Raw genomic sequence first — 19,824 nt, 5'->3', positions numbered from 1 at the left:
CGGTGTCGACGAATGCGACAGATGCAATGTCACGAGCGGTCCGCGCGGCCGATCCAGGTGTCCGGCTCCCAGAACACCGACGAGGCCGACACGGCGGTGCGCGCGGCGGTGGCCGCCTTCGCCCGGGGCGAGTTCGTCGTCGTGATCGACGATGAGGATCGCGAGAACGAGGGTGATCTGATCATCGCGGCGGAAACCGTCACCAGTGCACAGATAGCCTTCCTGGTGCGCCACACGAGCGGCCTCGCCTGTGTGGCCATGGACGGGCAACGGCTGGACCAACTCCGCCTGGAACCGATGGTGGCCATGGGCGACGATCCCCGTGGCACCGCGTTCACCGTCTCGGTGGATCTGCGCGAGGGCACCACCACTGGCATTTCCGCCGCAGACCGAGCGTCGACAATCCGGGCACTGAGCGACCCGGCGGCCGGTCCGCACGACTTCACCCGGCCCGGCCATGTTTTCCCGCTTCGCGCTCGGCCCGGCGGCGTGCTCAAACGGGCTGGGCACACCGAGGCCGCAGTAGACTTGGCGCGGCTGGCCGGGAAGCGACCCGCCAGCGTGCTCGCTGAGATCGTCAACGACGACGGCACGGTGGCCCGCAGGCCACAGCTGGCCGCCTTCGCCCGACGTCACGGGCTCACCGTGCTCACCATCGCGGATCTGATCCGCTACCGTCAGCGCACCGAGCGCCTCGTCGAACGCACATCGCAGGCACCGTTGCCGACACCCTACGGCACCTTCGACGCGTTCTGCTACACCTCCCTGCTCGACGGCACCGAGCACCTCGCCCTCGTGGCGGGGGACGGCGCGAACCGCGACGAGGTCCTCGTCCGCGTGCACTCCGAGTGCCTCACTGGCGACGTCCTGGGTTCCGCGCGTTGCGACTGCGGGGAGCAACTACGCCAGGCGTTGCGCGAAATCGCCGAGGCAGGCAGCGGTGTCCTGGTGTACCTGCGAGGTCAGGAAGGCCGCGGCATCGGGCTCGGGCACAAGCTCCGTGCCTACACCCTGCAGGACCAGGGATTGGACACCGTCGACGCGAACCTGGCCCTTGGCCTGCCGGTGGACAGCCGCGAGTACGGTGTGGGGGCTCAGATCCTGGCCGACCTCGGCGTCCACTCGATTCGCCTGATGACCAACAATCCGGCCAAATACTCGGGGCTTTCGGGCTACGACATCACGATCGCGTCGCGCGTACCGCTCATCGTCACGGCCGGTGAGCACAACGCCGCCTATCTGATGACCAAACGAGACCGGCTGGGACACCGGCTGGATCCGGTCGGCGGCACGCCGACAACCGCCCGGGAGCAGTCGCAGCCATGACCGAGACCACCGCACGCGGCCAACAGGGCCCTCCGGCGCATGAGACGTTCGCGGCGCAGTTTCGCGATGCGATGTCCCGGTTCCCCAGCGGAGTCACCATCGTGACCACGACCGACCACTGCGGAGCGCGGTGGGGATTCACCGCGAGCGCCTTCTGCTCCGTATCCGCGGAACCGCCGCTGGTGCTGGCCTGTCTGGCCGTCTCCGCCGACAGCTACCGTGCCTTCCGCACCTCAAGCAAGTGGGTGGTCAATATCCTCGGCGAAGAGCATGCTCCCCTGGCGAAACGGTTTGCCACCAAGGGAGCGGACAAGTTCGCCGGTGGCGAATTCGACACGGACGCCGACGGTCTGCCGGTGTTGCCAGAGGCGGTGGCCTCCCTGGTGTGCCGGACGCAGGCCCGCCACCCGGCCGGTGATCACGTGATCCTCATCGGCGAAGCGGTCAACGTGCGGCTGCGCGATCACACCCCCCTTGTCTACTACGCCCGGGACTTCGCCCGGCTTTCCGCCTGACAGCGAGGCGGAAAGCCGGTACACCCGGCACCGAGTTCGAAGGGAGAGCAGCGTGGACAGTCTCATGATGGACCGGCCGCTGCAACTGAAGACGCTGTTGTGGCGCGCGGAACGGCTCTTCGGGCACAAACAGATCATCACGCGGCGCGACGACGGCTACCGCCGCTATACCTACGCCGAATTCGGGAAGCGAGTTCGGCGGCTGGCTGACGCGCTGAACCGGCTCGGCGTACGCACCGGTGACCGGGTGGGCACGTTGGGCTGGAACACCGACCAGCACTACGAAGCCTACTTCGCGGTGCCCTGCATGGGCGTGGTGCTGCACACCATCAACATCCGGCTATCCCCGGACCAGATCGGGTACGTCATCGAACACGCCGGGGACAGCGTGCTCCTGGTCAGTCCTGAACAGCTGCCGATGCTGGAACAGATCCGCGACCGGCTCACCAATGTGAAAGCAGTGGTCGTGTTCGGGGATGGCCCGCCGCCGACGACCGCGCTGGGACCGGTCTACGGGTACGAGGAGTTGCTCGCCGACGCCGACGAGGAGATCGAGTTCCCCGATGTTGACGAGGACAGCCCAGCCGGAATGTGCTACACGTCGGGCACCACCGGGGAACCCAAGGGCGTGGTGTACAGCCACCGCAGCACCGTGCTGCACGCCCTGATCCTGTGCCTGCAGGGATCGATCGGCGTCGCCGAGCGGGAGACCTATCTCCTGGTGACGCCTATGTCCCACGTCAACTCGTGGGGCATGCCGTACGCCTGCGCCCTGCAAGGAGCATCGCTGGCGTTGCCGGGAACGCAGCCACGACCGCACCACTACCTGGAGATCATCGAGCACGCCCGAGTCAGTGTCTGCGTCGCCGCGGTGACGGTCGGCATGCTCATGCGCCAGGAACTCGAATCCGGACGGCAATCCTACGTTCTCGACTCGCTGCACACCTTGTGGCTGGGCGGCCAGGCGCCCCCGATCGGCGAGATACGGTGGTGGCAGCAAGCACACGGCGTGCACGTGTGCCAGGGCTGGGGCATGACCGAGGCGTCGCCGCTGCTCACCTTCACCACCCTCACAAGCCAGTTCACCGACCTCGACGACGAGGGGAAGTTCCGCCTGCTCGGCACCCAAGGCCAGCCGATGCCGCTCGTGGAGATCAAGCTGGTCGACGACCACGGCGAAGAGCTGCCCTGGGATGGCAAACACGCCGGGGAGATCCTCGCGCGCTCCCCCTGGGTGGCCCGCGCCTACTACCACGACACACGTTCCCAGGACAGCTTCGCTGGTGGCTGGTTCCACACCGGCGACGTCGGCGTCATCGACCAGAACGGCTACCTGTCGCTGGTCGATCGCGTCAAAGACCTGATCAAAAGCGGTGGCGAATGGATCTCGTCAGTCGATTTGGAGAACGCACTCATGGGGCATCCGGAAGTCCGGGAAGCCGCGGTGGTAGCCGCACCGGATCCGGTCTGGCTGGAGCGACCGATCGCCATCGTCGCCACCAACTCGCCGGTGGCGTCCGACGATCTCACCGAATTCCTCCGTGAGAAGTTCCCCAAGTTCTGGTTGCCGGACCGCTTCGTGTTCGTCGACGAGGTACCCAAGACCGGAGTCGGAAAATTCGACAAGAAGCTGCTCCGTCAACAAATTGCCGCCGGAAACAACCACAGCACGGACAAGACCCCCTGACGCGAAACCAAGTCAAGACGACACCAAGGAGAAACGACATGAACACGGGAACAGCCAACCGGATGTGGGCTTTGCCGGGGGCGGAATTCACACTCGACACCGGCATCATGATCGTCAACGGGCAGGGGCAGGTCACCATTCCGGTACCGTCCTTTCTCATCGAACACGACCGGGGGCTGGTCCTGTTCGACACCGGCATCGCGTTTGAGGCGGCCAAGGACCCGCACGCCGTCTACGGCGACCTCGCGGACGTCGTCGGACTCGCCTACGGACCGGAGGACCGTGTGGACCGGAAACTCGAGGCGCTTGGCTACAAGCCCTCGGCCATCGATCACGTGATCGTCTCGCACGCGCATTTCGACCATGCCGGCGGCATCCGGCTCTTCCCCGACGCTCAGCTGTACATCGGTGAAGGCGACCTGCCCTACTCGTACTGGCCGTTGCCCGCGGCCAAACCCTTCTTCCGGACCGCGGATTTCGACACGACGCGTGACTGGAAATGGAACCAGCTCTCGACGGATCATGACCTGTTCGGCGACGGCAGCATCGTCATCCACCGCATGCCAGGTCACACCCCCGGCAACACTAGCGTGCTGGTGCGGCTGCCCAACCAGACGTTCCTGCTCACCGGTGACACCGTCCACCTCCGCCAGGCCCTCACCGAAGACCTTCCGATGCCGTCGGACTACAACACCTTGCAGGCGGTCCGCTCGATCCGTCGCCTCAAGCAGCTCGCGAGGGCGCACGATGCCACGGTGTGGATCTCCCACGATCCCGAGGACTGGGCGACGCTCAAGCACGCACCCGCTTGCTACGACTGACACCATGGCTGTTCTCGTCGAATACTCGTGCACGTCGTGCCGTGCACGACACGAAGCATGGGTGGAACACCCAATCCCCGCGGCCACCAGCTGCGTGCGGTGCGCGCGCCCAGCACGCCGCCGGTTCGGAGGTGCGCTGTTGCGCGGTACACCCTCAACCGACGTCGCCCGGCAGCCTGGCGGCACAAGCTGCCAGCACGGACCAAGCATCCCCGGTGCTTGCACGCTCCTCCCGACAGCGGCACGCTCACTGGCCGCACGCGCTCGCGGGGACAATCGAGCTCTGGAAGCGGAGATCGCCCACCAGGAAGCCGCCATCGCCGCGGGAACGCTCGACCCCACCGCGACGCCGGTCACGCCGTACCACGGCCACCAGCCGCCGCCGACTACCGCTCCCAGAAACGACTCCTCACCAGGACCCGGCGTGTAGCGAAACGGAACCCTTGCGACTCACCGCGGGACCGCGCCGCCAGTAGGCCTGTCGCCTGTTCCGCGGGCCCCGCAACAGGCCTGGCGAGAAAGGAAGAATACATGTTCGAGGGCCGGATCGCGCAATTCAACGCACCCGAGCAGCCATTTGAGCTGCGGCGCGTCGCGCTACCGTCGATTGGACCGGACGAAGTGCTGGTGAAGGTACACCGAGCCAACATCTGCGGCTCAGACCTGCACGCCTGGCACGGTTCGTTCGTCACCCGCGGGCTCGGCGGGACGCTACCAACCGTGCTCGGCCACGAGATGGTCGGTTCGGTGGCCGCAACCGGCGAACGAGTCACCGAGGACTCCAACGGCGCGCCGGTGCAGACGGGCACACGGGTGGTTTTCCCCTACTTCTTTCCCTGCCACCGGTGTCGGAGCTGCCTGGCGGGACGGCGCGTGTCCTGTCAGAAGCTGACGATGGCCATGCTCGGCGACGCCAGCAGACCACCCTACTTCGTTGGTGGCTACGGTGACTACTTTCTGCTCCCCGCCGGCGCGGTGCTCTACACCGTGCCGGACACGCTGCCTGACGAAGTGGTGTCGGGGGTCAACTGTGCGCTGTCGCAGATGATCTACGGACTGGAGCGAGCCGACCTGAGCTTTGGCGAACGCGTCATCATACAGGGGGCCGGCGGGCTCGGGCTGTTCGCGACGGCGGTTGCCCGCGCCCGCGGGGCCGCGCAGGTCATCGTGGTCGACGCGGTCCCCGAGCGGTTGGAACTGGCCCGCGCATTCGGAGCTGACGAGGTGATCAGCCTCGCTGATCATCCCGATCCGGCGGATCGTATCCGGCGGGCGCGCAAGTTGACCGACGGCGGCGCGGACGTGGTGGTAGAGGTGGTCGGCACCCCGGCCGTGGTGCCGGAAGGCCTGAAGATGCTCGCCCAGAGCGGCCGGTACCTGGAAGTCGGCAACATCAACATGGGACAAACCTACGCAGCCGACCCATCCCGGCTGGTCACCGCGAACAAGAGCATCATCGGCGTCTCGCTGTACGAACCCACAGCGCTGAGCCAAGCGCTCTCCTTTCTCGCGGCCAACCAGCACCGGCTCCCGCTGGACCAGTTCGCCACCACGACGTTTCCCCTGGAAGACATCAACGCGGCGTTCGCCGCAGCGGACAGCCGCAAGGTCGTGCGCGCCAGCATCGTGATGTGAGACCACAGCAACGACCATCGACCGGGAAGGCCGCAGCATTGGACCAGCACGACAGAACACAGCACTACATCGGCGGGCAATGGGTGCAACCCAGCGGGACAGACCGCATCGCCGTGGTCAACCCGGCCACCGAGCAGGTCATCGGACACGTGCCGGCCGGAACCGTCGACGACGTCGACCGTGCGGTGACAGCGGCGCGGAACGCGTTCGATCCCGGTGTGTCCATGGCCGAGTGCCGAGACCGGGTGGCCCGGCTGGTCGCGGCACTGGAGCCCCGACTGCCGGACATCGCCACCACCATCGGACAGGAGATCGGCGCGCCACTGAAGGTGCAGCGCGGTGTGCAGACCGCCGTGCCCATGGCGATCGCCAGCAGCTATCGGGACCTGCTCGAGGAAACGAACTTCGAAGAGCAGGTCGGCAACTCATTGGTGATCCGGGAGCCCTACGGGGTGGTCGGGGCCATCACACCGTGGAACTACCCGCTGTATCAGGTGGTCGCGAAAGTGCTGCCGGCTGTCGCGGCGGGATGCACCGTCGTCCTCAAGCCAAGCGAGGTGGCGCCCCTGTCGGTGTACCAGTTCGTGGAGGCGGCACACGAGGCTGGCCTACCGCCGGGAGTCCTGAACCTGGTGACGGGATATGGACCAGAGGTCGGCGAGGCGGTAGCCGGTCATCCCGGAGTCGACCTCGTCTCCTTCACCGGTTCGACGGCGACCGGCAGGCGCGTCGCCTCGATCGCCGCGGACACCATCAAGAAGGTATGCCTCGAACTCGGCGGAAAGTCCGCCAACATCATCCTCGACGACGCCGACCTCGACACCGCCGTCAAAGTCGGCGTGGGCAACGCATTCCTCAACTCCGGCCAGACCTGCGCGGCATGGACCCGGATGCTCGTGCCCGAATCACGCTACGACGAGGCGCTCCTGCTCGCCCGCCAGGCCGCACAACGCTACACCGTCGGAGACCCGTTCGACCCAGCGACCAGACTCGGCCCGCTGGCCTCACAGACCCAGCAAGCACGCGTCCGCGGGTACATCGAACGTGCCGTCGCGGACGGAGCCCGACTCGTCACCGGCGGCCCCGAGCCCGCACGCGAGCGCGGCTACTTCATCGCCCCCACCGTGCTCGCCGACGTGCACAGCGCCTCCGAACTAGCACAACAGGAAGTCTTCGGACCAGTACTGGCCGTCATGAGCTACCGCGATGACGACGAGGCACTCCGGATCGCCAACGACACGATGTACGGGCTCTCCGGCGCCATCTGGTCGGCGGACCACCGGCGCGCGATCGCCCTCGCCCGCCAGATACAGACCGGGCAGCTCGACATCAACGGCGCCCCCTACAACCCACGCGCACCATTCGGTGGCTACAAGAAGTCCGGCATCGGCCGCGAACTCGGTCCCGCCGGCCTCGAGGAATATCTCCAGACAAAATCAGTCCAGCTGCCGGACTCGGTCATCAGCCAGCAAGAGTAGTAGGGAAATCTCAGGTTTTCTGGCGCAGCCCAAAATAGAGACATTCCAGAGTTTGTCGCACCGTGGCCATGAAGGCAGGCCGCAGTGTCTGCGCCGAGTACCGTGCGCGTCACGAGCTGCCGTCGCTTCCTCGTGTCACACCGGGGCGTCGAAAATCTCCTCCGCGCGTAGACCACTGGTGTCTCGGGCCGAGTGAGTGTGTTGGATGGATGCGGCCGACCAGGATCGTATGGTCGCCGCCCCGGGTAACGCGCCTCGACCCGCACTCAACCGTCGCCACCGCATTCTGAAGGCGGGGCGTTCCAAGTACGCCCTCCTTTCGTCGCAACCGAACGGCGAAGCCGGTATGGCGCGGGCCTAGGATGCTGACGGCGAACCGGTGGGTGCGCCCGAAGGCGGAGTGACAGTCGGCCGACCTGTCGAGGCATACCAGAACAAGCGGGGACTGACGGACGGGGCCCGCGAACGCGCTCGCGGTGAAACCCAGCGACGGCCGGCCGCGTCGACGGTGGTGACTATCGTGACCCGCTGGGGAACTGGCTCGTGGCTTCCCGGAACAGCCCTTCGTCCACAAGCAGACCGCACTCACTCATGTCGCTTCTCCGGCGGCGACGAGGGTGAGGCCGAGCAGGTCCCCATCTTTCCTGCTTCGTTCGCGGGTACCGAATGTTGTGCGACGTGTGCTCGCACACCACGGGCACCCCTTCGACGATCCCTATTCCATATCCCGCGCCCTGCGCATTTGGCAGGGTCGTTGGTGAGCCGAGCCGGGGTCTGTCAAGAAGCTGGTGTAACTGATCTTGTCGGTTCTACTTCTTGTTCGTGGTCAGGCGTCCGGGGAAGGTGAGCTCGAAAGCGTTCAACGGCGCCTTCCAACGGGCGACCCAGCGTTTGCGCCCAGTGCCGGTGGGATCGAGGCTCATCAACGCTAGGTAGACGCACTTGAGCGCGGCGGCCTCGGTCGGGAAGTGGCCACGGGCCTTGACCGCCCGTCGGATCCGCGCGTTGATCGACTCGATGGCGTTCGTGGTACACACCACGGTGCGGATCTCGGCGTCGAACTGCAAAAACGGCACGAACTCCGCCCAGCTGTTCTCCCATAGCTTGATGATCGCCGGGTAGCGGGCCTCCCACTTGTCACCGAAGGCAGCCAGCGCGTCCAGTGCCGCCGACTCGCTGGGCGCGGTGTAGAGGGGCTTGAGGTCCTTCGCGATCGCCGCCCAGTCCCGCTTGGAGGCGTAGCGGAAGCTGTTGCGCAGGAGGTGGACGACGCAGGTCTGGGTGATCGCTTGCGGCCACACGGTTTCGATGGCCTCGGGCAGGCCCTTGAGTCCGTCGCACACGACGATACACACGTCGGCTGTGCCGCGGTTCTTGATCTCCGAGAGGACCCGCAGCCAGTACTTGGCTCCCTCGCCGTCGCCGTGTTCGCCAGCCCACAGCCCGAGGATGTCGCGGGTGCCCTCCACGGTGACGCCGAGCGCCAGATAGATCGGCCGGTTCGCGACGTTGCCCTCACGGATCTTGACATTCACACAGTCAATGAACACCACCGGATACACCGCATCCAGCGGCCGGTTCTGCCACTCGGCCATGCCGTCCATCACGCGGTCGGTGATGGTGGTGATGGTCTGCTTGGACACCTCGGCGTCGTACACCTCGGCCAGGTGCGCGGCGATCTCACCATGCGTGAGCCCCTTGGCGGACAACGAGATCACCAGATCATCCAGCCCGGTCAGCCGGCGCTGGCCCTTGCCCACCAGTTGCGGCTCGAAACTGCCGTCGCGATCCCGCGGGGTAGCGATCTCCACCGGGCCGGCCTCGGTCAGCACCTTCTTGCCGCGCCGGCCGTTGCGAGAGTTCCCGCCGTTGCGGCCGGCCGGGTCATGCTTGGAATAGCCGAGATGGTCGTCCATCTCGCCTTCCAACGCCGACTCCACCACCTTCTTGGTCAGCATCGCCAGCAGGCCGCCCTCACCGGTCAACTGCAGACCCTCGGCCCGCGCCCGATCCGCCAGCTGCTGCACCAGCTGATCGTCCACTCCATCCGCCATCGCCGGAGCCTTCGCCTCGCCGCCGTTGCCCGTCCCATCAGTCACAGATGTCTCCTTCACCTCAGGAGTTACACCAACGAAATTACAGTCCCGTGAGCCGCCACATCCGCTTGTCGGCTGGCCGGGTCGACGTAGAGCGCGACGTGGACTCCGGCGACGGTGATCGTCGGCCGTTCGTCCTCGTTCGTCATCGGCTCGAAGGTGGCTTTACGGTTGGCCGTATCGGCGATGGTGGGCAGATCGGTGTTGTCGGTGCTGTTCATGATGATCTCCTCGGAAGGCGGGCGGCCGTCATCGCCGGCCCGCGCGGACGCGGGTCGGTGTGGCGTGGGTGCGGGTGGGTAGTCCGGCCGCGTGGCCGGGGAACTGCGGTGCCTGGTGCTAGCGGGCGGCGTCTGGGCCGCGCTGCGCCGTGGTGATGTCGCGGTGGTCCGTGCTGCGGTAGCTGGTGTCGCGGTCGGTCGTGGGCGTCCAGCCCAGTGCGGCCAGCAGCGGCCGGACACCGGCCCACCAGCCACCAGGAAACCGCCGGAAGACCCATTCCTCTGCGGTGTAACGGTCTAAGTCGGCATTGGGCCGCGGGATCACGATCGAGGTGGGACTCAAGCTGAACAGTTCGATCGTGATCACGAGAGCGCGGAAGGTGCCACCCGACGCGGTGCCGACCGTGGTGGCGCTGGGTGCTGCGTTTATCAGCGTGGCGTGGTACCGGGTGGCGTCACCGGGGCCCACCAAGCCCAGCGCGGGCGTTCCGCGGGGACGTTGATCTCGGCGATGAGTTGCCGGGCATCGTGAATGTCGTTGGTAGTCATGGCGGTTCGAGCTCCTTCGGATGTGTGTCAGCCCATGCAGCGCGATGCCCTCCCCGTGGCGAGTTGGTGCTGAGGAGGGCATCTCGCTGAGTTGCGTAGCTGGTTGCCGGAGTGGCCAGGAGTGGCGGTGTCTCCGGATGGCATGCTCGACAGCGTTGGTGATCGTGTCGCCATTGGTCTGCGCGTTCGCGTGCTGGTAGAGTGGCCAGGACCAGACGCAGTCGCGGCCGTCGCAGTAGATGCGGACGTGCCCGTCGTCGTTTTCCTGGAGTACCAAGGGAAGTCGGTGCCGCTCGGACTCCGGCCACCGGGGCGCGCTGCCCGGCAGGGTAAGGCGTGAGCCGTCTTGAAATCCCACGTCGACCCCGCGCTCGGCGAGGTGCTGCACGACGTGGCTGACCAGGTCTTGCGCGTTGACCTTGCCGACGGCCGAGCCGGGCCGAGCGGGATTTTCGAGGTAGTTGTGCACCAGGTCTTCCAGCGTTTCGACCAGAAACATCGGATGAGTCCTTTCGCGAGAACGGGTTGCCTGACGGGAGCGATTAGCCCCAGTTGCGGTGTTCGCGGTTCCACTTGGCTTCGACCTTCGGCGCCAGTTCGGCGCGCAGGTCGTCCACGGTCCGGCCGTGTTTGGCGGCCAGCGCGGCCAGGATGAGCTGCGCATCCTCGCGGTACTCGGCGATGGTGTCTCGGTGGTGGGCGATGCTTGCCCTGGTCAGATACCGGGCGTAGGCCAAGGCGTCCGCGTAGGAGCGCCGCGCGGTGAACTCGGTGTCGATCTGCCCATACCCCTTGGTGCGCAAGGGCGTTCCGTCGGGTGCGGTGATCGCTTTGGCGGCTTTGGCCTTCGCCCGTTCGGCCTTCTCCGCTTCCCGCGCGAGTTGCTCGGGGGTCTTGATCCGGCTGGGCCGGTTGCGGACGTCGACCGGCGCGCTCGGGTAGCACTCGGTGCACGCGGCCTTGCCAGCCTGCTCGACGATCTCGGTCTCGTCGTGCCCGGAGAGCTGGGTGAGCCAGGCGAACCGGGTGGACGGGAAGCAGGTGCGGCACGCCATGGTGCGGTGCACGTGGCGACCGCTGTTGTCGACCAGCCAGGCGCGGGTCCAGCCGCCCCGACGCTCGAACTCCGCATCGAGGGGCCGCGCGGCGGCCTCGCACCCGGCGATCGTCTGGCGGGCCTGCTCGATCCGGGGCCGCAACTCAGTCGCGTACTCGGCCATGCCGTCGTTCACCAGACGCTGGACGCGGGCGGTGAGCCCGTTGAGGGTGTCGGTGGCCTTGGCATGCTCGATACCGAGCCGGGCGAGCTCTTCGTCGATCTCGGACGGGGTTGCGGTCGTGGGGTCGTCGATAGGCATGGTGTTCACCTCGGAACGGGTTCGGGCCAGGCCGTGTCGGCCAGGCGCGGGCGTGGGAAGGCGTCGCCGGTACGCCAGGCACGGACGGCAGGCGCGAGTTCACTGGTGACGGCGCGGTCGAGGTCGCGGATGTCGATCGCGGGCCGGCCGTTGCGGCGGGCGTCGGCCCACAGGTCGAGGACCTTGGTGAGGCTGTCGGCCAGCAGCGCGGTCAGCGCGGTGGGCGGGTAGTCCTCGGCGACCGCGGCCAGCAGCCCGGCCATCTCGGTCAACGGCATGCCGGGGGTGGTGTAGTGGTCGAGCTGGCGGACCGGCAGCGTGACCACGTGCTCGGGTCCGGGCTCGGCGCCGGCCAGGGTGACCGTGCCGAGCTGGACATCGGCGCCGAGTTGGAAGACGTAGACCCAGAAGCCCATGCGGGTGGTCGCGCGGGTGAGCGACTGGCGCGGCAAGTGGCGCTCCCGCGCCACGTCGAGCGCCTTGGCGCGGTTCGCGGGCACCGTGAGCACGTCGTCCAGGCGCGCCCGTGACAGATCGAGGCGGTCGTAGAACTTCACGAACACGAGGGACTCCTTTCCTTGTGGTGGCGCGGTTTCACGCGCCGGTCTGGGCGAGCGCGCGGGGTGACAGGGCGGTGGTGGTCCAGCCGTAGAGGTCGAAGACCTGGCGGGCGTGGGTGCGGCAGTAGAGGTCGAAGGCGCCGCCCTGGCCGGCGTGGGTGGCGCGGCGGTGGCAGTAGCGCGGGGGCCGGCCGTTGCCGAACTCGGTTTGCCAGGTGCACACGCGCAGCCGGTGGACGCGGATGACGAGGCCACGGCCGCCGTTGACGCCGGTCCAGCGGCCTCCGTCGACGTCGGTGGCGTGCCACACGTAGCGGGTCCACCGTCCGCCGAATGGGGTGTAGGTGCGCCGGCCGACCTGGTGGGCGTCGGCGGGGTCGATCGTGGCCAGGTGCCCGCCGGGCCAGGTGGTCAGCGCGTCGCCAGCCGAGGACACGTAGGCGACGAACGTGTTCGCGCGGGTCATCGCGTGGCGTTCGCGTTCGTTCGAGCACGGGTAGCAGCTCGTGGCGCCGGTGGTCGGGTCGATCGCACGGCCGGTGCCGATCCCGCTGGGGTCCGGGGTGGGCGGGTGGCCGCAGTCGAGAACGTCCGCCACGGGGGCGATGGTGGAGGAGGTGGTCATGGCGGTATCGGTCCCTTCGGGCCGGAGGTGAGCGGAATCGGCAAGGCACAGTCCGGCCGTTCGGCCACAGGAGGGGGTGGACCGAACGGCCGGAGGTGATCAAGGAAGGTGTCCGAACGTGGCCAGCAATCGGGCGAACTCGGCCACCCGGTCGTGCGGGACGCGGACGGTGAACACCGAGTCGGACGCGCCAGGCCGCACGCAGACGCGTCCGTGGACGCCTGCGTCGACCGTGCCAAAGTGGAAGTCGGTGTCCTGGTCTTGGCGCTGCACGCCCAGGCGTGCCGCGACGGTCGCCGCGAGTTGCTCACGGGCGGCGGCGATGCCGTCGCTGGCGTGCTTCTCGTCCCAGGCCGCGTGCAGCGCGGCCTCATAGTTCGGCAGCAGCCGGCGCCGGATCTCGTGGGCAATCACGTCGGGCGGTTTGCGCTGGTCCACGGTGATCTTGTGGTCCTGCTCGTGGTCCTGCGGGACGTGGTTGCGCAGGAAGCCGAGGTGACCGGCGATGATCAATCGGCCCTGGTCGGTCTTGCGGCCGGTGGTGGTGCCGTCGAACAGGTCGAGGACCTGATCGTTCGGTCCGGCGAGATGGGCTTCCGAGCCGTCGGCGGCCTTGCCGGTGTAGGCGCGCCACCCCGTGCCGAGGTGCTCGGCGACGGTGTGTGCGAGGTCGAGGGTGGTCATGGGGTTCTCCCGTGGTTGCTGGTTGACGGCCAGCCCGAGTCGAGCTGGCCGACCTAGTGGTGAGGTGTGGCGGTAACCGGCGCACGACGAGGCGCCGGCCGACCGTCGACGGGGACGGCCGACCGGCGGGAAAGGAGAGACGGAGGTCAGCGGCAGTGGCCGGTGATCTGGACCAGGTGGGCCATGTCGACCACGGGCCCGGCCCAGTAGCGGACGTGGGCCGGTTTGTTGCCGATGCCCCAGACGTAGAGCCGGAAATCGGGGTCGCTCGGGCAGGCCCACACGGAGCGCTTACCGGGCCCATCGGGCGCGGGGGCGCCGTGTTCGTCGCACCGATCATCGACAACCAGGCCCCCACCCCAGGACGACCGCAGGTGCGCGAACACCCGGACGTACGAGGCATCGAACGGCACCGTGTGCGCCTGCTGCCGGGCCGCGACCCACTTCATCAGCGCCTCCGCGGACAACGGCCGGCGGGAGGTGATCACGGCGCGCACGGCGTCGACGTCGGTGAGCCGGCCGTGGTCGCTGATGTCCGCGTAGGCCAGTGCACACGGTCCGGTGAACCACAACGTGATCCACTGCGGGCCGCGATGCCAGCCGCGCGCATAGCCGCGCCGGTCGCCCAGCTCGGTGATCGGGATCGGCGGCAACACGCCGTCCAGGCCCCGGTCAGGTCGGGGCGTCCACCCGTGTGCGCGGAGGTCATCGTCCACGGACGGGTAGATCATGTCCGTGGTCCGGGCGCCGGAGTAGCCGCGCGCCGCGCGGCTCAAGGTCTCCGCCAAACCGTCCATGCGGCCGGTGACGTTGCGCAAGCCCTGCACCGGCATCGGGCGCGAGCTCAGCGCATCGTCGTGCAGGTCGGCAACCTGGCAGCGGAGTTCCTCCGCGAGCCTGGCCAGGCCGGTGAGGCTGCCGGCCTGCACACGGTTCACCGTCTCCAGAGAATCGGCCCGTGCGCGCTCCCGGTCGAGCTCCGCGCGCAGCGCGTCCAGAGTGGTCGAATGGTCGTTGGTCATCGTGGTGCTCGCTTTCGTCGGTCGAATTGCGTGAATGTGCGGAGGTGCTGGGAAAAGGGAGTCACTGTTCGGCGAGCACGCGGTCGAGCTGATCAAGGAAGTAGTCGACGTCCGTGTTCGGGCGCATCGCGTCGCCCGACGGCATCCAGTCGGAGTCGTCGACGTAACCGGTGCCGGCGACCTGGTCGAAGGTGTCGACGTAGTCGGTGTGGTCGCACTCGCAGCAATCCGGCGCGGTCACCGGGTACAACTGACTTCCGACATTCAGGCAGGCGGTGGCCAGAGCGCGTTCCCGGAACGTGGCCGCGGTGTAGGTGGCGACCGCCGTAACCACACGGGCGGCCGGAAATCGGGCGAACAACTCAGCCAGCACGTCGTAGTGGGCGTGCCAACACGCGGAAATCGTGCGGCGCCTGCCGTTCGGACCGGTGCCCTTACCGAACGCGGACGCGCTTCCCTTCGCGCCGGAACCCGCTGTGTCGGTGGCGCGAAGGGTGAACGTGGCGCGGGGGCCTGCGCGGTTGCTGCGATCCTCGCCCGTGCGCACGGTGATGTTTCCGTCGTAGAGCGCGCTGGACACGTCGCGTACGACGCTGTGAATATCGGTGAGGGACACGCCGTACACGAACATGGTTGAACTCCTTTACTGATTCGGGAAACGGAGGTGATGACGTACGCGCGGATGAGTCGAACAATCCGCAACGGAAAGCCGAGCCGTTGCAACCGTTGCGCGCGGGTGAGAGCTGCGCGGCGCCCGTATGAACGGGCGCCGAGACACGCGGCTGACTATCAGTGAAATTTCCGGGGATGCGCTGGACGATTGCGCTAGATCCAGGAATCGACTCGGCGGACCGTGGCGCCGCACTTCTTGGCGACGTACTCCGCAGCGTCCGCCAGGCCCGAAAATCGGTACCGGTAGGCGGACAGCGGCACCGGACCAGCCGCGCCGTCGGTGGACTCGATACGCCAACGTCCGCGCGGTGCGCGCTCGCAGGCGACAAACGCACACCCGTCACGAGTGAACGCGACCGCGCTATCGGCGTCCTGTTCGCCGTACGTGTCGTCTGTCATGACGTAGCCGTTTTGGGCGTACTGAAAGTGAAGCTCTACGACGTTGTCCGTGTCGGTGGACATGTGATCTCCCTTGACGTTGGCCGATCGGGTCGGTTACGTGCGCGGGTTTCAGGCCCAGCGCGGTTGAAATTCGTCGCGCAGTCCGTCAAAGGTCCACGCGCCGAAGATGCGGAACTGTCCGCAACGCACGCGGACGTGTGCGCGCGGGACACAGCCACTCGGGGCGAATGTGGTGTGTTCGCCACGGCGGTAGGCGCCGCGCGTGGCGGTCACCAATACGGCGATTTCGCCGCGCGGGGTGTACCCGGTCACCTTGGCCGGTACGAGTCCGGAGAAACTGTCCAGAAAGATAAGGTCACCGACCCGAATAACAGTTGTCGGAATCGAACGGTTCTGCGTGTCAGTCATCGTGAGACCTCACTTAGGCAGCCGACTGGTAACCCGTACCGGGGCACGTGGCCAGATCAGGCAGGTAGACGGTCCGGAATTCGTTCCACGCGCGTTCGGAATTCGCGCGGGCATGGTTGCGTCCCCTGTCCAGCCGGTTGGGGCCGCGCCGTTGCTCGGCTTCCTGATTGAGCCGTTGACGGACCAACCAGGTCACGGCCTGCACCTGGTGCGCCGAGACCCGTTCTCCCCCGCGTGCGGAGATCAGCTCCGCGGCACGGCGGTACAGGCTCACCACGTGGTCGTACTGCCGACGGGAAACCGATCCGTCCTTACGGCGGAACCCGTTGACCGGCGCCGAGTCGTACTCCTCGGAGGTGAGCGCGCGACCGTGCGCCACCGACAGCGCGTGCCGATCGATCACCACGCGCGGGTCATCCGGATCTTGATCTCCGCCGAACTCGATCAGGTGGGCAAAGTCGCGGATTTTCGGACCGTTGAGGATGTCCTCATACCGCTCACCGACGAGCAGCCGATCCGCAGCGCGTTTCTGGCCGGTCGTGGCGAACATTCCGGAACCGGGCCCGCCGATTCCCCTACCCTCGCGCAATACGCGAGCGGCATTAAGGACGTTGCCGATCCATCCCTGTTGTGGTGAGTAAATCGCGAGCATTCCGGCGCCGAGATGGGCGTCACCGTTCGCGATGGCGGTTGCCACGTGGTGCGCGTCGGCATACCAGCGCATTCCTTGCGCGATTTCGTCGGGTGTGGCCTGTTCCCAGTGCCACACGATGTTTTCGTGACTCACAGGGTGCGCCCGGAACCATGGGTGATCGCTGGGGGCAGGCATGACAATTCAGTCCTCTTAGGTGTGATTCACGGTCACCGGCGAGTCGTCCCACAAGCGGGACCATCCCGATTGCGCGGGACGCGCGCCGGCCGTTCGTACGTACTTGTCCAGGGCGAGCAATTCGCGTCGCACTTCTCCGACGTCCAATTGCCACAGCTCGCGGGAGATCTCGTCCCGTACGCGGTCAAGGTCAATCGCACCCGATGACGCGAAGGAATACAGAGCGGACGACATACCGTCGTGCCAATCGGACGCAATCCGTCGCGCTTGCCCGTCGCTGATCATGACAATGACTGCACTCATCGGTTTTCACTCCTTGATTCACGCCGCGACCGTGACCGGAATGGATTCCATGGCGGAAAAATCGAAAACGGCGAGCTGTGCGGTTTCCCGCGCGAGGGTCATTGCGTCGGACAGGTCCGCGGTCACGACGGAAACGTCCAGGTAGACGCGACCGGTCGCAGGGTCGCGCTACCCACCGAGAACGCGACCGGGTAGCGAAAGAGCGTCTTTTGCTTGCGCGATGTACTCGTGAAGATCGTTACTGGTCACGGAACCGTCGAAAACGCGTTCGTGTTCCGGATGTACGGCAACCGCATAGCCCGTGCTGATGTCGGAACCGTCGCTCGGGTTGACGGAAAATCCGCCATCCGGAACGGACAGAGCGTCCGCCATGGCGCTAATCCGGGCGGACCAATCGATCAGAGTCGTAGTCATGGCGGTACTCCATTTCGTGTGCGAAAGTGGTTGACTGGCAGCGATTCAGGCCAGTTGTGAACTGGCACCGAAACGCGCAACCCTCGCCGTTGTGAGATCTCCGCAAAGGGGACAGATCCTGTATCCGGGCAATACGGCACTACTCACGGGTGAGGGTTGCGCGTTTCGATGGCACATTCCCTGAATCTCTAAAACACTGTTGGGATAAGCCGTTATGTCTAGCGCGCAACGCAAGGAACCATGCCCGTAAGGGTTTGGCGTGCTATGGGCAGGCGAGAGTGACGCTCTCAAGCCAGAGAAACCCAATGTCGGCAACCGCCTAAAACAACCTCGAACGCCTACACGTTGCGACGTTTTTCGGTGCTGGACCACCATTGACTTATCTTGGGGACACACCTGTGGCAGGCATGCCATTTATGCGCGCTTCTCCGCTTTATAGCAAGAACTTTACGTCGCGAAGCTGCAAGCGCAGTTACTACGCATTCCAGACTAGAAATGCGCGTTTGGCTACGCGTCGTTCTTCACGCTGCTCTGCACGGTTTCGCTGCTGTCCGCACGGCCCAAGCCGTTGCCCGCGCTTTACGGGACTACTGTCATCTCGACACCCGGAAGGAGGTACTGACCGAATCGGAGAGCTCGCAGGGACGCCGTGCCCTGGTCCTCACCCTCTCGGTTCGATCCGTTTACTTCCTGGTGTGGAGTCGACATGTAGAAGTACACACCTTGGGTCCACACTTTGCAAGCCCAAGAGGCCCCGTCGTTACCGTTCCGTGACCTTGCGGTGCAAAACGGCTGGTCAGAGTTGCGCAGCGTCAGCCGGGCCTCTCGGTCTCCACTGCCCAAACCGGGGCATAGAAGAGCCACAGCAGCCGGCACGGCGGAGCCCAGCGGAGCGGACAGCAGCCGGCACGGCGGAGCCCAGCGGAGCGGACAGCAGCCGGCACGGCGGAGCCCAGCGGAGCGGACAGCTCATCTCTTGCTTTTCTGGGTTTATGAATGGCGAAGTGCCGAGAAATGGTGAATCGCGAGCATGTTTAATCCAGCTTTCGGCTCATGCGATTCACCCCGAGAGAACTCAAACAAAGTTTGAGTATTGACACGCCGTCGAAATTGTGATTGTCAAGCGCAAGTGGCAATCCGATGCAAATTGATACAGCGTCGAATTCGAGTCAAGTTGATCAGCGGCGACTGCACAGCAGGAGGCTGCCACCGTAACGAACAGAGCAGCGAGATGCGGGCAATGCATGACGATCAGACAGCGGGAAGTGGGGTACGGATGGATGGTGACCAGCGCAACCAGGGGGACCACGGGGTCACGAGTAACGGCAGGTGACCACCCACCCAAGTCGACTGTTCATGTGCCTGCCGGCCACCGAGTCGGGCGTTACATCGGTAGCCCCTGCGGGGCCGGTGACCAGGCAGTTCGCGGACTCGGAGGGCTACCGCTCTAGTAGGCAGTTGAATCGGACCGTCGTCCGGTAGGTGACCAGGACACTACGAGGTGATCACTGATCGTACTGTTGATCTACTAGTTGGTCACTCGGTGTGGTGACGCCGGTTCGTCCTAAGTAGAAATACGCTGCACCGGGTACCCCGTTTGACGTAGCGTTGACAACCTTGACACTGATCAACCGAGGTGGCCGATGACGGAGACGATTATACGCCCTCTGGCCAGAAAGGAGGCGATTCTCACTTTGAATTTCAGGGCTCGCCTGTGCCGCGGGGGCGGAGTGTAGGCGAGCCGTCACGAACGATTATGGGGGCGTACATGGTAACGGGGGACGCTAGGTACCTAGCGCGGTCGCGGGATCTCCGTCACGTGCTGAACGGGGAATGGATCACGCACATTCTGGTGGCGTTGAATGCTGGGCCGCTGCATTACAACGAGCTTCATGCCGCCATCCAGGAGATGACCACGTTCGATCCGTGGACCGGGTTGGTCCGCAAGATTCAGAGCCGGGCATTGGGCCGGACCTTGCGAAGGATGGAGACCGCCGGCCTGGTGGACCGGGTCGAGGAACGGACGTTTCCGCGGTCGGTGGTGTACTCGCTGACGCCCGCGGGCGCGGATTTGCTGGTCCGGGCGCGGCCTCTGATCGACTGGGCGGAAGAGAACCTCGATCTGATCGAGCGCCTGCAGAAGGCGCCGGACGACGGCGATCAGCCGCAGGACGACGAGGATCAGCCTGACTGAGCTACCGCTGCACTGGCGGACGCGG

22 protein-coding genes are annotated in these 19,824 nt (G+C 66.1%); 7 read left to right on the top strand and 15 right to left on the bottom strand.

Annotated elements, in window-relative coordinates:
• Window positions 1-12 precede the first annotated feature (12 nt).
• The 6 genes from BA062_RS26715 to BA062_RS26690 all read left to right on the top strand — a co-directional run bounded on the left by BA062_RS26715 (window position 13) and on the right by BA062_RS26690 (window position 7,462).
• Complete coding sequence (locus BA062_RS26715) at window positions 13-1,326, top strand: bifunctional 3,4-dihydroxy-2-butanone-4-phosphate synthase/GTP cyclohydrolase II (RefSeq protein WP_110341371.1); 1,314 nt, start codon at window positions 13-15, stop codon at window positions 1,324-1,326.
• Complete coding sequence (locus BA062_RS26710) at window positions 1,323-1,841, top strand: flavin reductase family protein (RefSeq protein WP_110341369.1); 519 nt, start codon at window positions 1,323-1,325, stop codon at window positions 1,839-1,841. Before BA062_RS26715 ends, BA062_RS26710 begins: the two co-directional genes overlap by 4 nt.
• 52 nt (window positions 1,842-1,893) lie before the next feature.
• Complete coding sequence (locus tag BA062_RS26705; RefSeq protein WP_233520114.1) at window positions 1,894-3,528, top strand: long-chain fatty acid--CoA ligase; 1,635 nt, start codon at window positions 1,894-1,896, stop codon at window positions 3,526-3,528.
• 38 nt (window positions 3,529-3,566) lie between these two features.
• Window positions 3,567-4,349, top strand: coding sequence for an N-acyl homoserine lactonase family protein (locus tag BA062_RS26700; RefSeq protein ID WP_110341365.1), 783 nt, complete (start codon window positions 3,567-3,569; stop codon window positions 4,347-4,349).
• A gap of 531 nt (window positions 4,350-4,880) precedes the next feature.
• Window positions 4,881-5,984, top strand: coding sequence for a zinc-binding dehydrogenase (locus BA062_RS26695; RefSeq protein ID WP_110341363.1), 1,104 nt, complete (start codon window positions 4,881-4,883; stop codon window positions 5,982-5,984).
• Window positions 5,985-6,022: 38 nt separating this feature from the next.
• Window positions 6,023-7,462, top strand: a complete 1,440-nt coding sequence (locus BA062_RS26690) for an aldehyde dehydrogenase family protein (RefSeq protein WP_110341362.1) — start codon at window positions 6,023-6,025, stop codon at window positions 7,460-7,462.
• Window positions 7,463-7,571: 109 nt separating this feature from the next.
• On the opposite strand, the gene BA062_RS41425 is transcribed toward BA062_RS26690, so the two are convergent.
• From BA062_RS41425 to BA062_RS39580, 15 genes are all read right to left on the bottom strand, one after another.
• Window positions 7,572-8,051, bottom strand: coding sequence for a flavin reductase (locus BA062_RS41425; RefSeq protein WP_110341361.1), 480 nt, complete (start codon window positions 8,049-8,051; stop codon window positions 7,572-7,574).
• Window positions 8,052-8,271: 220 nt separating this feature from the next.
• The gene (locus BA062_RS26680; protein ID WP_110341587.1) at window positions 8,272-9,516 is read right to left on the bottom strand and encodes an IS256 family transposase; all 1,245 of its coding nucleotides are present in this window, start codon (window positions 9,514-9,516) and stop codon (window positions 8,272-8,274) included.
• A gap of 68 nt (window positions 9,517-9,584) precedes the next feature.
• A complete protein-coding gene (locus tag BA062_RS26675) occupies window positions 9,585-9,779 on the bottom strand; it encodes a hypothetical protein (protein WP_110341360.1) in 195 nt (64 codons plus the stop codon).
• A gap of 118 nt (window positions 9,780-9,897) precedes the next feature.
• Window positions 9,898-10,827, bottom strand: coding sequence for a hypothetical protein (locus tag BA062_RS39590; RefSeq protein ID WP_146240086.1), 930 nt, complete (start codon window positions 10,825-10,827; stop codon window positions 9,898-9,900).
• A gap of 43 nt (window positions 10,828-10,870) precedes the next feature.
• Window positions 10,871-11,686 (bottom strand): hypothetical protein, encoded by an 816-nt coding sequence (locus tag BA062_RS26665; protein ID WP_110341358.1) that lies wholly within the window; start codon window positions 11,684-11,686, stop codon window positions 10,871-10,873.
• 5 nt (window positions 11,687-11,691) lie between these two features.
• Entirely contained in the window at window positions 11,692-12,249 is a 558-nt protein-coding gene (locus BA062_RS26660; protein ID WP_110341357.1) for a hypothetical protein, read from the bottom strand.
• Between the two features lie 31 nt (window positions 12,250-12,280).
• Window positions 12,281-12,871, bottom strand: coding sequence for a hypothetical protein (locus BA062_RS26655; RefSeq protein ID WP_110341356.1), 591 nt, complete (start codon window positions 12,869-12,871; stop codon window positions 12,281-12,283).
• Window positions 12,872-12,970: 99 nt separating this feature from the next.
• The gene (locus tag BA062_RS26650; protein WP_110341355.1) at window positions 12,971-13,555 is read right to left on the bottom strand and encodes a hypothetical protein; all 585 of its coding nucleotides are present in this window, start codon (window positions 13,553-13,555) and stop codon (window positions 12,971-12,973) included.
• A 146-nt stretch (window positions 13,556-13,701) separates the two neighbouring features.
• Window positions 13,702-14,577, bottom strand: coding sequence for a hypothetical protein (locus BA062_RS26645; RefSeq protein ID WP_110341354.1), 876 nt, complete (start codon window positions 14,575-14,577; stop codon window positions 13,702-13,704).
• Window positions 14,578-14,638: 61 nt separating this feature from the next.
• Complete coding sequence (locus BA062_RS26640; protein WP_110341352.1) at window positions 14,639-15,208, bottom strand: hypothetical protein; 570 nt, start codon at window positions 15,206-15,208, stop codon at window positions 14,639-14,641.
• 194 nt (window positions 15,209-15,402) lie between these two features.
• Window positions 15,403-15,711 carry a hypothetical protein gene (locus BA062_RS26635; protein WP_110341350.1) on the bottom strand — a complete coding sequence of 103 codons (309 nt, stop codon included), beginning with the start codon at window positions 15,709-15,711 and terminating at the stop codon, window positions 15,403-15,405.
• A gap of 48 nt (window positions 15,712-15,759) precedes the next feature.
• On the bottom strand, window positions 15,760-16,059 hold the full coding sequence (locus BA062_RS39585; protein WP_146240085.1) for a hypothetical protein: 300 nt from the start codon (window positions 16,057-16,059) through the stop codon (window positions 15,760-15,762).
• Window positions 16,060-16,072: 13 nt separating this feature from the next.
• Complete coding sequence (locus tag BA062_RS26630; protein ID WP_146240084.1) at window positions 16,073-16,828, bottom strand: DUF7178 family protein; 756 nt, start codon at window positions 16,826-16,828, stop codon at window positions 16,073-16,075.
• Between the two features lie 75 nt (window positions 16,829-16,903).
• Window positions 16,904-17,191, bottom strand: a complete 288-nt coding sequence (locus tag BA062_RS26625; RefSeq protein ID WP_110341346.1) for a hypothetical protein — start codon at window positions 17,189-17,191, stop codon at window positions 16,904-16,906.
• A 168-nt stretch (window positions 17,192-17,359) separates the two neighbouring features.
• Window positions 17,360-17,605 (bottom strand): hypothetical protein, encoded by a 246-nt coding sequence (locus BA062_RS39580; RefSeq protein ID WP_146240083.1) that lies wholly within the window; start codon window positions 17,603-17,605, stop codon window positions 17,360-17,362.
• Between the two features lie 1,819 nt (window positions 17,606-19,424).
• Between BA062_RS39580 and BA062_RS26620 the strand changes: the two genes are divergently transcribed.
• Window positions 19,425-19,799, top strand: coding sequence for a winged helix-turn-helix transcriptional regulator (locus BA062_RS26620; RefSeq protein ID WP_158559785.1), 375 nt, complete (start codon window positions 19,425-19,427; stop codon window positions 19,797-19,799).
• The last annotated feature ends 25 nt before the right edge of the window (window positions 19,800-19,824 follow it).

Origin of the sequence: Prauserella flavalba, from assembly GCF_003202235.1 — a bacterium.
Classification (GTDB): Bacteria; Actinomycetota; Actinomycetes; order Mycobacteriales; family Pseudonocardiaceae; genus Prauserella_A; species Prauserella_A flavalba.
Note: the sequence above shows the minus strand (reverse complement) of the source record. Positions and strands in the feature narration are given on the sequence as shown.

Excerpts from the sequence above, each read along its gene's own strand:
- BA062_RS26635 (WP_110341350.1), bottom strand. The coding sequence starts at position 15,711 with ATGTCCACCGACACGGACAACGTCGTAGAGCTTCACTTTCAGTACGCC.
- BA062_RS26665 (WP_110341358.1), bottom strand. The coding sequence starts at position 11,686 with ATGCCTATCGACGACCCCACGACCGCAACCCCGTCCGAGATCGACGAA.
- BA062_RS26645 (WP_110341354.1), bottom strand. The coding sequence starts at position 14,577 with ATGACCAACGACCATTCGACCACTCTGGACGCGCTGCGCGCGGAGCTC.
- BA062_RS26675 (WP_110341360.1), bottom strand. The coding sequence starts at position 9,779 with ATGAACAGCACCGACAACACCGATCTGCCCACCATCGCCGATACGGCC.
- BA062_RS26695 (WP_110341363.1), top strand. The coding sequence starts at position 4,881 with ATGTTCGAGGGCCGGATCGCGCAATTCAACGCACCCGAGCAGCCATTT.
- BA062_RS26655 (WP_110341356.1), bottom strand. The coding sequence starts at position 12,871 with ATGACCACCTCCTCCACCATCGCCCCCGTGGCGGACGTTCTCGACTGC.
- BA062_RS39580 (WP_146240083.1), bottom strand. The coding sequence starts at position 17,605 with ATGACTACGACTCTGATCGATTGGTCCGCCCGGATTAGCGCCATGGCG.
- BA062_RS39590 (WP_146240086.1), bottom strand. The coding sequence starts at position 10,827 with ATGTTTCTGGTCGAAACGCTGGAAGACCTGGTGCACAACTACCTCGAA.
- BA062_RS26710 (WP_110341369.1), top strand. The coding sequence starts at position 1,323 with ATGACCGAGACCACCGCACGCGGCCAACAGGGCCCTCCGGCGCATGAG.
- BA062_RS26650 (WP_110341355.1), bottom strand. The coding sequence starts at position 13,555 with ATGACCACCCTCGACCTCGCACACACCGTCGCCGAGCACCTCGGCACG.
- BA062_RS26625 (WP_110341346.1), bottom strand. The coding sequence starts at position 17,191 with ATGAGTGCAGTCATTGTCATGATCAGCGACGGGCAAGCGCGACGGATT.
- BA062_RS26640 (WP_110341352.1), bottom strand. The coding sequence starts at position 15,208 with ATGTTCGTGTACGGCGTGTCCCTCACCGATATTCACAGCGTCGTACGC.
- BA062_RS39585 (WP_146240085.1), bottom strand. The coding sequence starts at position 16,059 with ATGACTGACACGCAGAACCGTTCGATTCCGACAACTGTTATTCGGGTC.
- BA062_RS26715 (WP_110341371.1), top strand. The coding sequence starts at position 13 with ATGCGACAGATGCAATGTCACGAGCGGTCCGCGCGGCCGATCCAGGTG.
- BA062_RS26680 (WP_110341587.1), bottom strand. The coding sequence starts at position 9,516 with ATGGCGGATGGAGTGGACGATCAGCTGGTGCAGCAGCTGGCGGATCGG.
- BA062_RS26700 (WP_110341365.1), top strand. The coding sequence starts at position 3,567 with ATGAACACGGGAACAGCCAACCGGATGTGGGCTTTGCCGGGGGCGGAA.